Source organism: Enterobacter sp. 118C5 (assembly GCF_034107645.1).
GTDB lineage: Bacteria > Pseudomonadota > Gammaproteobacteria > Enterobacterales > Enterobacteriaceae > Enterobacter > Enterobacter nematophilus.
The window spans coordinates 78,672-93,473 of the sequence record NZ_JAWNEU010000003.1 but is presented as its reverse complement, the minus strand read 5'-3'; the positions used below and the strand labels follow the sequence as shown (position 1 = coordinate 93,473).

Sequence of the window (14,802 nt, the reverse complement as noted above, 5' to 3'; positions counted from 1 at the left end):
AGGGGATCGGAATGCGTAAGCAGTGGCTGGGGATCTGCATTGCGGCAAGTTTACTTGCGGCCTGCACAAGTGATGATGGTCAGCAACAGGCAACCGTCGCGCCGCCGCAGCCTGCGGTGTGTAATGGCCCAATCGTTGAAATTAGCGGTGCCGATCCCGTTTATGAACCGCTGAATGCCAGCGCGAATCAGGATTACGAGCGCGACGGCAAAAGCTACAAAATCGTGCAGGATCCGTCCCGCTTTAGCCAGGCTGGCTTTGCCGCCATTTATGATGCTGAGCCGGGCAGTAACCTGACGGCATCAGGTGAAACGTTTGACCCAATGCAGCTGACTGCGGCGCACCCGACGCTGCCGATCCCTAGCTACGCCCGTATCACCAACCTGGCGAATGGCCGTATGATCGTCGTGCGTATTAACGACCGCGGCCCATACGGTAATGACCGGGTTATTTCCCTGTCGCGCGCGTCTGCCGATCGTCTGAACACCTCGAACAACACCAAAGTCCGCATTGACCCAATTATCGTGGCGCAGGATGGTTCGCTCTCCGGGCCGGGAACCGCGTGTACCACGGTGGCGAAACAGACCTATGCCCTCCCAGACCGTCCAAATCTGGACGGCGGCATGGGAAGCGTCTCCTCGCCGGCAGAACCTTCTCAGCCGGCGGGAGAGATTCGCCCGATCAGCAATGACACCCTGCAAAGCGATGATTCCACTGGCGCACTGGTAAAAAGCAGCGGCTTCCTTGGTGCACCAACGAACTTAGCTTCGGGCGTGCTGGAGAGCAGTGAGCCGACACCTGCCCCTGTTGCCGCCCCCGTCGTGCAGCAGCCTGCCCCGGTAACGGCTCCGGTCACGACTCAAAGCGCAGCCGTTGCCGCTCCCGCAGCAGCCAGCGGCGGCTTTGTCGTCCAGGTGGGCGCAGTGAGCGATCGGGCCCGTGCCCAGCAGTATCAGCAGCGTTTAAGCCAGCAGTTTGGCGTACCTGGACGCGTTGAGCAAAACGGCGCGGTCTGGCGTATTCAGATGGGGCCGTTCGCCAGCAAGTCGCAGGCAGCGTCCCTGCAGCAGCGTTTGCAGAGCGAGGCACAGCTGCAGTCCTTTATCGCTGTTACGAAGTAATTAATCGGCGGTATCCGAAATGTCAGTTTGTGTAAAACACATTCACAAACTCATGCTTAAAGTCGGATGCCTGCCTGAATAGCATTTGCTATAGTAAGGCACTTTTTTTTAATTCCATCACGGATGTCGTAGTTCTGACCATGAAGACCACTTTTTCTGCTCGTTTTGTGCAGCGCATGGCGCTGACCACGGCCCTTTGCGCGGCTGCACTCTCTGCAGCTCATGCTGATGACCTGAATATCAAGACCATGATCCCTGGCGTTCCGCAAATCGACGCGGAATCCTACATCCTGATCGATTACAACTCTGGCAAAGTGCTGGCTGAACAGAATGCCGATGCCCGCCGTGACCCGGCCAGCCTGACCAAAATGATGACCAGCTACGTCATCGGCCAGGCAATGAAAGCCGGTAAGTTCAAAGAGACGGATCTGGTCACCATCGGCAACGATGCATGGGCTACCGGGAACCCGGTTTTCAAAGGTTCCTCGCTGATGTTCCTGAAACCGGGAATGCAGGTTCCGGTTTCTCAGTTAATTCGTGGCATTAACCTGCAGTCCGGTAACGATGCCTGCGTGGCTATGGCCGATTTCGCCGCCGGTAGTCAGGATGCATTCGTGGGCCTGATGAACAGCTACGTCAATGCTCTGGGTCTGAAGAACAGCCATTTCCAGACCGTACATGGTCTCGATGCAGACGGTCAGTACAGCTCCGCGCGCGATATGGCGCTGATCGGTCAGGCGCTGATTCGCGATGTGCCGAACGAGTACTCTATCTATAAAGAGAAAGAGTTCACCTTCAACGGCATTCGTCAGACCAACCGTAACGGCCTGCTGTGGGATAACAGCCTGAACGTTGACGGCATCAAAACCGGCCACACCGACAAAGCCGGTTACAACCTGGTGGCTTCTGCTACTGAAGGCCAGATGCGTCTGATCTCTGCCGTGATGGGCGGTCGCACCTTCAAAGGTCGCGAAACCGAAAGCAAGAAACTGCTGACCTGGGGCTTCCGCTTCTTCGAAACCGTGAACCCGCTGAAAGCAGGCAAAGAGTTTGCTTCTGAACCCGTCTGGTTCGGCGATAACGACCGTGCTTCTCTGGGCGTGGATAAAGACCTCTACCTGACCATTCCACGCGGTCGTATGAAGGATCTGAAAGCAAGCTATGTGCTTAACACAACTGAACTGCATGCCCCGCTGCAGAAAAATCAGGTAGTGGGCACCATCAACTTCCAGCTGGACGGTAAAACGATCGACCAGCGTCCCCTCGTGGTATTGGAAGAAATTCCTGAAGGCAATTTCTTCGGCAAAATCATTGATTACATTAAATTGATGTTCCATCACTGGTTTGGCTAAAAATCGAACACTTGAAAGTGTGATTTTGATCCCCATATACTAAGTATCCTGATAACTCCCACCTGACGTGGGAGTTATTCTTTTTGACGTTACGCCGGAGCTGACATGAAAACCAAACTTAACGAACTGCTTGAATTCCCTACCCCATTTACCTACAAAGTAATGGGTCTGGCGAAACCTGAGCTGGTTGATCAGGTGGTTGAAGTGGTACAGCGCCATGCGCCGGGTGACTACTCTCCGTCAGTAAAACCAAGCAGCAAGGGCAACTACCACTCGGTTTCTATTACCATCACTGCCACACATATCGAGCAGGTTGAGACGCTGTACGAAGAGCTCGGCAATATCGAAATTGTTCGTATGGTGCTGTAGTCCCTTTGCGGTTACCCGGTTTGCCGGGTAACCCCTCTTCCCCGCTGTGATATACTCCCCCTCATCTTTTGTCCCTCGTCTTCGGAGACGCGTTTTGTATCAGGATAAAATTCTGGTCCGTCATCTCGGGCTGCAACCTTATGAGCCTGTCTCTCAGGCTATGCACGACTTCACCGATTCACGCGATGACAACACCCCTGATGAGATTTGGCTGGTCGAACATCTGCCGGTTTTTACGCAGGGCCAGGCGGGAAAAGCGGAGCACTTATTAATGACGGGCGATATCCCGGTGATCCAGAGCGATCGCGGGGGTCAGGTGACTTACCACGGGCCTGGTCAGCAGGTGATGTACGTCCTGCTTAATCTGAAGCGCAGAAAGCTTGGCGTGCGTGAGCTGGTGACATTACTGGAGCAGACCGTCGTCAACACGCTGGCGGAATATGGTATTGACGCGCATCCGCGTGCCGATGCACCGGGCGTCTACGTTGGCGAAATGAAGATCTGCTCTCTGGGGCTGCGTATTCGTAAAGGATGTTCCTTCCACGGCCTGGCATTGAATATTAATATGGATCTTACGCCCTTTCAGCGCATAAATCCCTGCGGCTACGCCGGCATGGAAATGACGCAAATGCGCCAGTGGGTCGACACCGCTACGCCAGAAAATATACGCCCCGTGCTTCTGAAGAACGTGTTAGCACTGCTTAACAATCCCCCGCACGAATATATCCTTGCTTAATATATCATTCAGACGGCCCGATAATTTGACGGGCCACTGTTTATTTACCGCTTTTACGCTTTACAATAATCCGCAGATTCTATATTTTCGAAGCGCCCGAATATTGCCCTTACATATTATTTAGCCTCCGGACAGCACGGCATACACAGGCTAAGTAACTTGAGTGATAATCACACAACTGTTTGTTTTTGATAAACAAGTGGAACAAAACCAACACTTTACGAATCTCTACAAGCATAATAAATAAATTGAACTATCATTCATGTTGTGAATGTATACGGAGTGAAAGCGTGGAGTATAATAATTTACCAGCCAAACGCCTGAATGACCCTGGTGGCGAAGATAAGCCGCAAATTTTTCGGACTTTACGTAATATTGATCTCAATTTACTGACTATTTTTGAGGCAGTATATGTCCATAAGGGTATCGTTAACGCTGCGAAAATTCTTAATCTCACGCCATCGGCAATAAGTCAGTCAATTCAAAAGCTGCGGGCTATATTTCCCGATCCCTTATTTATCCGTAAGGGCCAGGGCGTCACGCCAACGGCCTATGCGACACACCTCCACGAATACATCAGCCAGGGGCTGGAGTCGATTCTGGGTGCGCTGGATTTAACCGGAAGCTATGACAAACAGAGAACCATCACCATCGGCTGCTCCCCTTCTGTCGGCGTGCTGGTGATGCCCGCGATCTTCCAGGCTGTGAAAGAGCATGCGCCCCAGCTTCTGCTTCGCAATGTGCCTCTTAACGAACCTGACGTTCAGCTTGCTCAGTTCCAGACGGACCTGGTCATTGAAAGCGGCAGCTTTAGCGCCCGAGCGCTGGGGCAAAATGTGCTTTATGCGGATAACCTGGTACTGGTTTGCCGCAGGCAGCACCCCGCCCTCACCGAGCCGTTATCCATTGAGAACCTGCGCAACTACGACCACTCGTCTTTCATGACCGAAGGACAGTCTAACCACGCTCTGCGTCAGCGTATCGATGAAATTTTCCCGGAACGTCAGATCAGTTTCAGCAGTTACAATATGTTCACCACCGCATCCCTGATTGGCAGCAGCGATATGCTGTGCATCATGCCTTCACGCCTGTATAACCTGCTGCGGAAATGCTGGCCGCTGGAGAGTATTCCGCTTAGCCAGCTTAATGCAGAATCTATCGAGATTTCACTGCATTACAACAAGCTCAGCCTGCGCGATCCGGTACTGGAAAACGTCATCCGCATTATCCGTCAGGCCTTCTGACTGAGCGTACCCGTACACGTCCCTGCCGCTTGCAGGGCAAAACGCACAAAACAACAACTATTTTACAAATTGGCGACCCGGCAGGCTGCTTTAACGACCGTTTCAATGATATACTGCCTGTCGTTCGTTCAAAAATAGTTGATAAATACAACATTCCCTTGAATTGAAACGCTTTCCTTCGATATTCGCAACTGGAACACGCACGCTATGAGTAAACCCATTGTGATGGAACGCGGTGTTAAATACCGCGATGCCGATAAAATGGCCCTTATCCCGGTTAAAAACGTGGCTACAGAGCGCGAGGCGCTGTTAAGAAAACCGGAATGGATGAAAATCAAACTTCCGGCAGACTCTTCGCGTATCCAGGGGATCAAAGCGGCGATGCGTAAGAATGGCCTTCACTCTGTTTGTGAAGAAGCCTCTTGCCCGAACCTTGCTGAATGTTTCAATCACGGCACCGCGACGTTTATGATTCTGGGTGCCATCTGTACCCGCCGCTGCCCATTCTGCGACGTGGCGCATGGCCGCCCCGTGGCACCCGATGCCAACGAGCCGCAAAAGCTGGCGCAAACCATCGCCGACATGGCGCTGCGTTATGTGGTTATCACCTCCGTTGACCGTGACGATCTGCGTGATGGCGGTGCTCAGCACTTCGCTGACTGCATTACTGCTATCCGCGAAAAAAGCCCGAACATCAAAATCGAGACGCTGGTTCCCGACTTCCGCGGTCGTATGGACCGCGCGCTGGATATCCTGACCGCGACGCCGCCAGATGTGTTTAACCACAACCTGGAGAACGTTCCGCGTCTTTATCGTCAGGTGCGCCCGGGCGCAGACTATAACTGGTCTCTGAAGCTGCTGGAGCGCTTTAAAGAAGCACATCCGCATATTCCTACCAAGTCAGGTCTGATGGTCGGTCTGGGTGAAACCAATGACGAAATCATCGAAGTGATGCGCGATCTGCGCCGCCACGGTGTGACCATGTTGACGCTCGGCCAGTATCTGCAGCCAAGCCGTCACCACCTGCCGGTACAGCGCTACGTGAGCCCGGATGAGTTTGACGAAATGAAAGCCGAAGCGCTGGCTATGGGCTTTACCCATGCAGCGTGCGGTCCGTTTGTTCGTTCTTCTTACCATGCGGACATGCAGGCGAAGGGCGAAGAAGTCAAATAACGCCGTAATATTCATTTACAGTAATGCAAAAAAACCGGCTTCATGAGCCGGTTTTTTTTCGCAAGCCCTCAGGCATTGCCGTTACTCTTTGTGGGAAAGCTTTTCTGCCGGGATGTCGTCAGCGCTTTTCTTCGCGGCTGCGTCATCGTCGTTCATCGCTTTCTTGAAGCCTTTGATGGCAGCCCCCAGGTCACCACCCAGCGTGCGTAACTTCTTGGTACCAAACAGCAGGACGACCAGTGCGGCAACCACCAGCAGTTTGGTAATACTAATCTCACCCATAGATACCTTCTTTACTTAAAACAGGCTGCATTCAGCGCCAAAAACCCGATCGTATTAACGGTCATTTGGCGCGTGCACACAATAGCAATCTGTAACAAGGTGAATCAAGCATTGTTGAAAAAAACATCACAATAATTGCGGTGGCGCAAAGCGACGGTTGCGAAGAACAGGTAATTGCTGACGCGCAAGCGCAACTCTTTCTAAAATTATCTCCGCCATCAGCAGAGCCGGCGCTTCCGCTGCGGCGGCAATCGTCACTCCCAGCGGATCAACCACCCTGCTCTGCCCGATGTTTTTATTGCCGCACTCCCCGGCGGCAACAACGTAGCAGGTCGTGTCCAGCGCGCGTGCCGCAAGCAGCGTTGCCCAGTGCTGCTCTTTTAGCGGCCCCTTAACCCATGCAGCAGGCAATACCAGCACGTCCGCTCCCTGCAGCGCCAGATGCACCGCCAGCTCCGGGAAACGAAGGTCATAGCAGGTCATCAACCCCACCTTAAACCCGTCGATATCAATGAGCGGCGGGACGACATCTCCCGGATCAACGCGTCGCGACTCCTGGATGCTGAACGCATCATAGAGATGAAGCTTGGCATAGCGCGCAACAATGGCACCGTCACGGATCGCCACGAGCGTATTCACTGCGCGACCCGGCGTAGAGGGAACATGCACGGTTAAGACGGTGGTCATCGTACTGCCCACGCTCTGGGCAAGCAGCTGCTGTAAAAATTCGCCGTCAAGGGCCTGCGCGGACTTCACGGACAAATCCGGGTCGTTATCATCCCTTGCCAGTAACGCCTCAGGAAGCACCAGCAGCGACGCGCCTTTCTGTCGAGCCTGTATCATCAGGTTAACGCACTGAACAGCGTTAACCCGCCAGTCAGGCGTGACCGCAAACTGCCCTACCGCAACATACATATTTGTCCCCTCATTATAAACAGCGTTAAACTCGCTACTCTTACACATCAAATAGCAGGTATTTAGCGTGTTACAACTCCTTTTAGCTGTTTTTATTGGTGGAGGCACGGGGAGCGTTGCGAGGTGGTTACTGAGTATGCGGTTTAACCCCCTGCATCAGGCAATTCCATTAGGGACGCTGGCCGCCAACCTGATTGGTGCTTTTATTATTGGAATGGGGCTGGCCTGGTTTAACCGGATGACGCACATCGATCCCATGTGGAAAGTCTTGATTACCACCGGCTTCTGCGGCGGTTTGACCACCTTTTCATCCTTTTCCGCGGAAACGGTTTTTCTCTTTCAGGAAGGTCGTATCGGCTGGGCGCTGGTGAATATCGCGATCAACATGATCGGATCTTTCGCGATGACGGGGATCGCATTTTGGCTCTTTTCCTCTGTAAGCACGCATTAACTGCCGGAGCGTTAATGTTGGCTTAATTTTTCTCTGTCACTCTGAAGGCAATACTGAACGAGGGTGACAAATGAAACAGAGTCTGATGAGCGCAGGCATGGTGTTGTTGAGCGTACTGATCGTGGCCAGCTTCCTGAAAATTTACCTGCTTGGCTGATTCATAACGAAAAAAACCCGCTCATTGAGCGGGTTTTGAAATTCTTGCTGACGCGTCTGAATTACAGAGCGATTACGTTAGCAGCAGAAGGGCCTTTGGCACCGTTAGTGATTTCGAACTCTACACGCTGACCTTCAGCCAGAGTTTTGAAACCATTAGACTGGATTGCAGAGAAGTGTACGAACACGTCTTTGCTGCCATCTTCAGGAGTAATGAAACCGAATCCTTTGGACTCATTAAACCACTTAACGTTACCTTTAATCTTAGACATCAAAATTACCTTTACATTAAAAAACGACACAAATGCTGTGTCGGTTACCAGTACATCAATTGTGGGACCTTTTGTCCAGCGGATCTTTGACAAAAAGTGACTAAAGTCGCGTTAATTTTCACTGACAGATTTTTATCGCTTATGAATCAACGGCTGCGCGTTTTTTCACCAACATGTAACGTTTTGTCAGTTAAAACTGAAAACGCATCCAGGCGAAGTAAACGTTACCGTTGTTATACGTCCCCGGGATGTAGGTCATCTGGAACGTTGCAGGGCCATAGCCAACAGAGGCCAGAGGCAGCAATACAGGGATCGGAATGTACTTCCAGTTGTCGCGCGCGGTCACCCCGGCGGTATAGCCCAGACCCACGTGGAAGTTCTCATCCGCCAGCGGGCGCCAGGTTTTTTCCCAGCCGTAGCCGCCAATCGGTTCCCACTTGTTAAAGGAATCTTTGAAGGCCATCAGATAGATGCCATGCCAGTTTCCTTTTTCATCCCAGCGAGACTGACCAAAACCCGCCCCCCAGGGACGCTCGTTATATTTATCCGTCTTCTCTTTGTCGTAAGCAAAGCGCGCGTGCCACGTTATTGCCGGGACATAGAGATCGTAATGTTCAGGCGCTGACCAGGTCTGCGAAACATTATCCGTAAAAGTAGAGAACCAGCCTTTATCCGTCGCGTTGTCCTCTGCCTGTGCAACAGTAGAAAACGTTAACTGACCAATAATAAACAATAAAATAGAGAAAAAAGTATTACGTACAATCACAATGCAATTACCATTCTTGATATTCGAGGCAAAGTTTATCATAAAGTAATTGAACCAAGCCTTAACGGCATCACCGCTACTCTTAAATATCAGGCCGTTTTTCGGGAATATTCTTAAAGTGCCGTTCTGCTTATCCCGAATAATCCCACATCTTGTACGCCTACTGCCTGTTAACCGTCTACAGGATTATCAGGCCAGACCACACAAAAGTTTAACATTTTGTTATCATTAGGTAGACATGTTACGCTGTCTTTGCCGGTCAAGATCCTTATGACATAAATGCCTTAGCCATGGCAAAAACGCTGTTATGCTGTTCGTTAGTCGTCTGTTTATTGATTTTAATCAGCAAGGGTGGGCCATTAATTCGGCACATTTTCATCCTTCTTTTTTATATTAATTTTTTATATCTCAGGGCTGAAAGACACAGGGGAAATCATGCTTACGTTTTTCGAACTCCTAATTGGGGTCGTCGTCATTGTGGGTGTAGCTCGCTACATCATTAAAGGCTACTCAGCCACAGGCGTTTTATTTGTCGGTGGTTTAACGCTGCTGATAATCAGCGCATTAATGGGGCATCAGGTTTTACCTGCCAGCGCAGCCAGTACGGGCTACACCGCCACGGATATTGTTGAATATATTAAAATCCTGCTCATGAGCCGCGGTGGCGATCTGGGCATGATGATCATGATGCTGTGCGGTTTTGCAGCCTATATGACCCATATCGGCGCGAACGACATGGTTGTGAAGCTTGCCTCGAAGCCCCTGCAGTACATTAACTCGCCGTATCTGTTGATGGTGGCCGCCTATTTCCTCGCCTGCCTGATGTCGCTGGCCGTTTCATCGGCAACCGGGCTTGGCGTATTGTTAATGGCCACGCTGTTCCCGGTGATGGTAAACGTGGGCATCAGCCGCGGGGCGGCGGCGGCAATTTGCGCCTCCCCGGCGGCCATTATTCTCTCCCCGACGTCAGGTGACGTGGTGCTGGCGGCGAAAGCAGCCGAAATGTCGCTTATCGACTTCGCCTTTAAAACCACGCTGCCGATTTCGATCGTCGCCATTGTGGGAATGGGTATCGCGCATTTCTTCTGGCAGCGCTATCTCGATAAGAAAGAGAACATCAGCCATGAAATGATGGATGTCAGCGAAATCACCACCACAGCGCCGGCGTTCTACGCCATTCTGCCGTTCACGCCGATTATCGGCGTGCTGATTTTTGACGGAAAATGGGGCCCGCAGCTGCACATTATTACTATCCTGGTTATCTGTATGCTGCTAGCCGCTGTGCTGGAGTTCGTGCGCGGTTTCAACACCCAAAAAGTCTTCTCCGGCCTTGAGGTCGCGTATCGCGGTATGGCAGATGCGTTTGCTGGCGTGGTGATGCTGTTGGTTGCGGCGGGTGTCTTTGCCCAGGGTCTGAGCACGATCGGCTTTATCCAGAGCCTGATCTCCATCGCCACCTCGTTTGGCTCGGCCAGTATTATCCTGATGCTTGTCCTGGTGGTACTGACCATGCTGGCGGCGATGACCACCGGCTCCGGTAACGCCCCTTTCTACGCCTTCGTTGAGATGATCCCTAAGCTGGCTCACTCGTCCGGTATCAACCCGGCTTACCTTTCCATTCCCATGCTCCAGGCTTCAAACCTGGGTCGTACCATCTCGCCTGTTTCAGGCGTGGTGGTGGCGGTTGCCGGGATGGCAAAAATCTCGCCGTTTGAAGTGGTGAAACGCACGTCAGTGCCGGTGCTGGTTGGGCTGATCATCGTCATTATTGCTACCGAAGTGCTGGTGCCCGGCGCCGCCTAAGTGAAATTCCTGATTGCCAAAAAGCGCCTGCGGGCGCTTTTTGTGCTTTAATAACCCACAAAAATGAATTGCGCACAACCAATCAGGAAATCACATGTTCAGGAAGGATATCGTTATCCCGTCTGGCGCAGTAGCGCTTGCACTCAGTCTCTTCTCAGCTCAGGCCGAACCTCTCAAGGCCACGCAGTACGGCGATTTCGATCGCTATGTGCTGGCTTTGTCCTGGCAAACGGGGTTTTGTCAAAGCATGGTCGAGCGTAACCGCAATGAGCCGGATGAATGTCGTCTGCAAAAAGAGCGCGACAATAAAACCGATTTTCTGACCGTTCACGGGCTATGGCCCGGCCTGCCGAAATCCATTGCCGCACGCGGCGTGGATGAACGTCGATGGATGCGGTTTGGCTGCGCCACGCGCCCTATCCCGAACATGCCGGAAGTGAAGGCCAGCCGCAAATGTGCAGCAGCCGAAACCGGGCTGTCGCTTTCCGGCGCGGCTAAGCTGAACGAGGTCATGCCGGGCGCGGGCGGAAACTCCTGTCTGGAACGTTATGAATATGCCAAACATGGCGTCTGCTTTGGCTTCGATCCCGATGCCTATTTCGGCACCATGGTGAGAATGAATCAGGAAATGAAAACCAGCGCCGTCGGTCATTTCCTTGCGGAAAATTACGGTAAAACCGTCAGCCGTACCGACTTTGACAACGCCGTTGCCAAAACCTGGGGCAAGGAAAATATCAAAGCCTTCAAGCTGACCTGCAACGGTAATCCGGCGTATCTGACCGAGATGCAGATTTCACTGAAAGCAGACACCATTAACGCCCCGCTTTCTGCGGCATCCTTTGCTCCGCAGCCGCATCCAGGCAACTGCGGAAAACAATTTGTCATTGATAAGGCCGGTTACTGATCGCCCACCACCGGTCGCACCATGTCAAACCGGTGTTCGTCACTGATACCATAGTAAGCCGTCGGCCCACCCGCTCGCAGGATGGGCCGCGCTTTCGCCGTCTGGTATATCCCCTCTTCCAGCAGCGTTTCGGCAATATGGATCCCGACCACTTCTCCCAGCACCAGCCAGGTATCCACCGGCGTACCGTCGGCGCCGGTAAGCTGAATACACTGAGACAGGCGGCACTCAAAATTGACCGGGCTTTCCGCCACGCGGGGAGCACTCACCAGCCGGCTTGCGGCAGGCGTTAACCCTGAAAAGGTGAATTCATCGCGGTCGTGAGGAAGCGTGGCAGAGGTTAGATTCATCGCTTCCGCGAGATCGCGCGTCGCCAGGTTCCAGACAAACTCCTTTGTTTCAACAATATTACGCACGCTGTCCTTCCAGCCGTTGCTGGAAAAGCCAACGATCGGCGGGCGATAGTTGAAGCAGTTGAAGAAGCTATACGGCGCAAGGTTCAGCTGACCGGCCTGGTCGCAAGAGGAGATCCAGCCAATCGGACGGGGGCCGACAATGGCGTTCAGCGGGTCATGCGGCAGGCCATGCCCCTGAGACGGTTGGTAAAAGTACATAGCGCTCTCTCGTTGGTAAGGGTGATGCTTCGCGCAGCGCCCGGGTTCAGAACACACAGCGTAACGCAATCCGCCAGGAATAAAGACTGAATAAATTTCAGTGAAAATTCATATGGCACATGAATGTGACCTTCATCACTTCAAACTTGCGCGTTCAGCCAGTATCATCGGGAGAGTTAAACCCTCGCTGCCAGACGGCGAGGGTTTTCTTTTGGATTGGTTTCTGCGTTAGACGCAGCATTAACGACATGGAGTAAAAAATGTCCAGACCTACAATCATCATCAACGAGCTCGACGCAGAACGTATCGACAGGCTGCTGGAAAAAGCAGAATTCGCCTCACTTCCGGTGGCCGACGCCCTGAATGAGGAGCTCGACCGCGCGCAGATGTGCACGCCAGAGTCCATGCCGCATGACGTGGTCACCATGAACAGCCAGGTGAAATTCCGCAACCTGACCACCGGCGAAGAGCTGACCCGCACGCTGGTTTATCCGGCTCAGATGACCGACAGCAGCGCGCAGCTTTCGGTTCTTGCTCCTGTGGGTGCCGCGCTGCTGGGGCTGCGCACGGGCGATACCATCCACTGGGAGTTGCCGGGCGGTGCCTCCACCCATCTGGAAGTGCTGGAGCTGCTCTACCAGCCAGAAGCTGCGGGCGATTACCTGCGTTAATGTCATTCTGAACAAACGCGACCCGCGTTGCACAGAGGATGCGTCTGCATCCTCTTTCCGAACATCTTCACCCGATTGTGCTTCACCGCGGTCCTGTATCTTGACCGCCACCGGCGAGTGACCTCACACCACGCCGCCCGGGAACGCATTCACCAGGCCCTTCACTTTTTGTTCAGCGGCCTCAGGCGTTTCCGCGCCGGGCACCAGAATCACCTTCCGGCACTCCTCCTCCCGTTTTTCGAAAATCTTATAGGCACGTTCCGCATCCGCCAGGGGGAGATAATGCGTCACAATCTCTTCCGGCGTCAGCAGCCCTTTTTCGATCAGCGGTAACAGTTCGCCCAGCCAGGCGTGGACGTGCGTCTGGCCCATCTTAAACGTCAGCCCCTTATCGAAGGCATCCCCAAACAGGAAGCCGTGAATAAACCCGGCATACACGCCGGGTACGCTGACCACCCCGCCGCGCCGGACGGCAGCAATGCACTGACGCAATGCTTTGCCGCTGCTACCCTCGATTTTAAGGTTGCTGAGGATCGTCTCCGTGGTGCTGCCTTTGGCCTCGAACCCGACGGCATCAATGACGGCATCGACACCCCGCTGCCCTGCGGTTTGCTCGATTATCTTTTCCGCCGCGTCGTTATCATCATCAAAATTGATGGGGATAGCACCGTAGCGCGCCTCGGCAAACCGCAGCCGGTAGGGGTGATGGTCGATAACAAAGATCTGCTCAGCCCCTAACAGCCGCGCGCAGGCTATAGTCAATAGCCCCACCGGACCGGCACCGAAAACGGCGACGCTGGAGCCTTTTTCAATCTGCGCATTTTTTGCCGCCTGCCAGGCGGTGGGCAAAATATCAGACAGGAACAGGGCCTTATCGTCGGAGAGCAGCTGCGGCACCTTAAACGGTCCGACGTTACCTTTCGGTACGCGTACGTATTCCGCCTGCCCTCCCGGCACGCCGCCGTAGAGATGGCTATAGCCAAACAGCGCTGCCGGCGCGGGAATTTGCTTTTTATTCAGCGCAGCGCCCTGCCCGGCATTGGTATTCTCACAGGCCGCGTACTGCTGCAGACGGCAAAAGAAGCAGTCACCGCAGGCGATGACAAAGGGGATCACCACGCGATCGCCTTTTTGCAGATCCTTCACCTCCCGACCGCACTCGACGATCTCGCCCATAAATTCATGTCCAAAAATGTCGCCGTGCTGCACCTTTGGGATCTTCCCACGATAGAGATGCAGGTCGGAGCCGCAAATCGCCGTGGCCGTGACGCGGAGGATGATATCGTCGGGCTGTTCAATGATGGGATCGGGGACATTCTCAACGCGAACATGGTGCGGACCGTGGTACGTGAGTGCTTTCATGCAACCTCCGAAAGGTTTCAGGTAAGTTTATAAAGGGTAGCTACCCCTGAAACTCTGCCGGGAAATACGCGCCTTTTGAGATTTATCCTGGCAAGAGAGGAAAAGTGCCGAAGCGCTTACAGAAACCATTCATATTTTGTGGTTGAATGTATCCAGCGTTTATAAACAAGGAGAAACGGTTATGTATAAGACAATCATTATGCCGGTTGATGTTTTCGAAATGGAACTGAGCGACAAAGCTGTGCGCCACGCGGAATTCCTCGCGCAGCAGGATGGAATTATTCATCTTTTACATGTCTTACCGGGCTCTGCCAGCCTGAGCCTGCACCGCTTTGCCGCCGACGTGCGTCGCTTTGAGGAGCATTTACAGCACGAAGCCGAAACGCGGCTGCAGACCATGGTCGGGCATTTCAGCATCGACCCTTCCCGCATCAAAACCCACGTCCGGTTCGGCAGCGTGCGCGACGCCGTCAATGAACTGGCCGCAGAGCTGAATGCAGACGTGGTGGTGATCGGTTCACGTAATCCTTCCATTACCACTCACCTGCTGGGGTCGAACGCCTCCAGCGTGATCCGCCACACCCATATTCCGGTGATGGTGGTCCGGTAAA

General features: G+C 53.2%; 17 protein-coding genes. 11 read left to right on the top strand and 6 right to left on the bottom strand.

Annotated features, from left to right (window positions below; genetic code table 11):
* Positions 1-11 precede the first annotated feature (11 nt).
* From rlpA to lipA, 6 genes are all read left to right on the top strand, one after another.
* Positions 12-1,121: an endolytic peptidoglycan transglycosylase RlpA gene (gene rlpA, locus UTO39_RS08065; protein ID WP_320726926.1), complete on the top strand. Its 1,110-nt coding sequence runs from the start codon at positions 12-14 to the stop codon at positions 1,119-1,121.
* Positions 1,122-1,261: 140 nt separating this feature from the next.
* Entirely contained in the window at positions 1,262-2,473 is a 1,212-nt protein-coding gene (dacA, locus tag UTO39_RS08060; protein ID WP_045261014.1) for a D-alanyl-D-alanine carboxypeptidase DacA, read from the top strand.
* Positions 2,474-2,578: 105 nt separating this feature from the next.
* Positions 2,579-2,842 carry a DUF493 family protein YbeD gene (gene ybeD, locus UTO39_RS08055; protein ID WP_003858718.1) on the top strand — a complete coding sequence of 88 codons (264 nt, stop codon included), beginning with the start codon at positions 2,579-2,581 and terminating at the stop codon, positions 2,840-2,842.
* Between the two features lie 94 nt (positions 2,843-2,936).
* Positions 2,937-3,578: a lipoyl(octanoyl) transferase LipB gene (gene lipB, locus UTO39_RS08050; protein WP_320726925.1), complete on the top strand. Its 642-nt coding sequence runs from the start codon at positions 2,937-2,939 to the stop codon at positions 3,576-3,578.
* Positions 3,579-3,868: 290 nt separating this feature from the next.
* Entirely contained in the window at positions 3,869-4,822 is a 954-nt protein-coding gene (locus UTO39_RS08045; protein WP_061098883.1) for a YbeF family transcriptional regulator, read from the top strand.
* A gap of 207 nt (positions 4,823-5,029) precedes the next feature.
* Positions 5,030-5,995 carry a lipoyl synthase gene (gene lipA / locus UTO39_RS08040; RefSeq protein WP_008501032.1) on the top strand — a complete coding sequence of 322 codons (966 nt, stop codon included), beginning with the start codon at positions 5,030-5,032 and terminating at the stop codon, positions 5,993-5,995.
* 81 nt (positions 5,996-6,076) lie between these two features.
* Here lipA and tatE read toward each other — a convergent pair whose 3' ends face one another.
* The gene (gene tatE, locus UTO39_RS08035; RefSeq protein ID WP_028012332.1) at positions 6,077-6,277 is read right to left on the bottom strand and encodes a twin-arginine translocase subunit TatE; all 201 of its coding nucleotides are present in this window, start codon (positions 6,275-6,277) and stop codon (positions 6,077-6,079) included.
* Between the two features lie 126 nt (positions 6,278-6,403).
* Entirely contained in the window at positions 6,404-7,192 is a 789-nt protein-coding gene (locus UTO39_RS08030) for a deaminated glutathione amidase (RefSeq protein ID WP_320726924.1), read from the bottom strand.
* Positions 7,193-7,259: 67 nt separating this feature from the next.
* On the opposite strand from UTO39_RS08030, the gene crcB reads away from it, so the two are divergent.
* A complete protein-coding gene (gene crcB / locus UTO39_RS08025; protein ID WP_320726923.1) occupies positions 7,260-7,643 on the top strand; it encodes a fluoride efflux transporter CrcB in 384 nt (127 codons plus the stop codon).
* A gap of 218 nt (positions 7,644-7,861) precedes the next feature.
* On the opposite strand, the gene cspE is transcribed toward crcB, so the two are convergent.
* Positions 7,862-8,071: a transcription antiterminator/RNA stability regulator CspE gene (gene cspE / locus UTO39_RS08020; protein WP_002439184.1), complete on the bottom strand. Its 210-nt coding sequence runs from the start codon at positions 8,069-8,071 to the stop codon at positions 7,862-7,864.
* 190 nt (positions 8,072-8,261) lie between these two features.
* Positions 8,262-8,879 carry a lipid IV(A) palmitoyltransferase PagP gene (gene pagP / locus UTO39_RS08015; RefSeq protein WP_320726922.1) on the bottom strand — a complete coding sequence of 206 codons (618 nt, stop codon included), beginning with the start codon at positions 8,877-8,879 and terminating at the stop codon, positions 8,262-8,264.
* A gap of 393 nt (positions 8,880-9,272) precedes the next feature.
* On the opposite strand from pagP, the gene dcuC reads away from it, so the two are divergent.
* Together dcuC and rna are read left to right on the top strand one after the other, a co-directional pair.
* Positions 9,273-10,640 (top strand): anaerobic C4-dicarboxylate transporter DcuC, encoded by a 1,368-nt coding sequence (dcuC, locus tag UTO39_RS08010; protein WP_061098887.1) that lies wholly within the window; start codon positions 9,273-9,275, stop codon positions 10,638-10,640.
* Between the two features lie 94 nt (positions 10,641-10,734).
* A complete protein-coding gene (gene rna / locus UTO39_RS08005) occupies positions 10,735-11,544 on the top strand; it encodes a ribonuclease I (protein ID WP_151412727.1) in 810 nt (269 codons plus the stop codon).
* On the opposite strand, the gene UTO39_RS08000 is transcribed toward rna, so the two are convergent.
* The gene (locus UTO39_RS08000) at positions 11,538-12,158 is read right to left on the bottom strand and encodes a flavin reductase family protein (RefSeq protein ID WP_151412726.1); all 621 of its coding nucleotides are present in this window, start codon (positions 12,156-12,158) and stop codon (positions 11,538-11,540) included. The two genes, rna and UTO39_RS08000, sit on opposite strands and share 7 nt — an antisense overlap.
* Positions 12,159-12,418: 260 nt before the next feature.
* Between UTO39_RS08000 and rnk the strand changes: the two genes are divergently transcribed.
* Positions 12,419-12,829, top strand: a complete 411-nt coding sequence (gene rnk / locus UTO39_RS07995) for a nucleoside diphosphate kinase regulator (protein WP_061098890.1) — start codon at positions 12,419-12,421, stop codon at positions 12,827-12,829.
* Positions 12,830-12,952: 123 nt separating this feature from the next.
* On the opposite strand, the gene UTO39_RS07990 is transcribed toward rnk, so the two are convergent.
* Positions 12,953-14,191 (bottom strand): zinc-dependent alcohol dehydrogenase, encoded by a 1,239-nt coding sequence (locus UTO39_RS07990; RefSeq protein WP_028012324.1) that lies wholly within the window; start codon positions 14,189-14,191, stop codon positions 12,953-12,955.
* Positions 14,192-14,372: 181 nt separating this feature from the next.
* Between UTO39_RS07990 and uspG the strand changes: the two genes are divergently transcribed.
* Positions 14,373-14,801: a universal stress protein UspG gene (gene uspG / locus UTO39_RS07985; protein WP_028012323.1), complete on the top strand. Its 429-nt coding sequence runs from the start codon at positions 14,373-14,375 to the stop codon at positions 14,799-14,801.
* The last annotated feature ends 1 nt before the right edge of the window (position 14,802 follow it).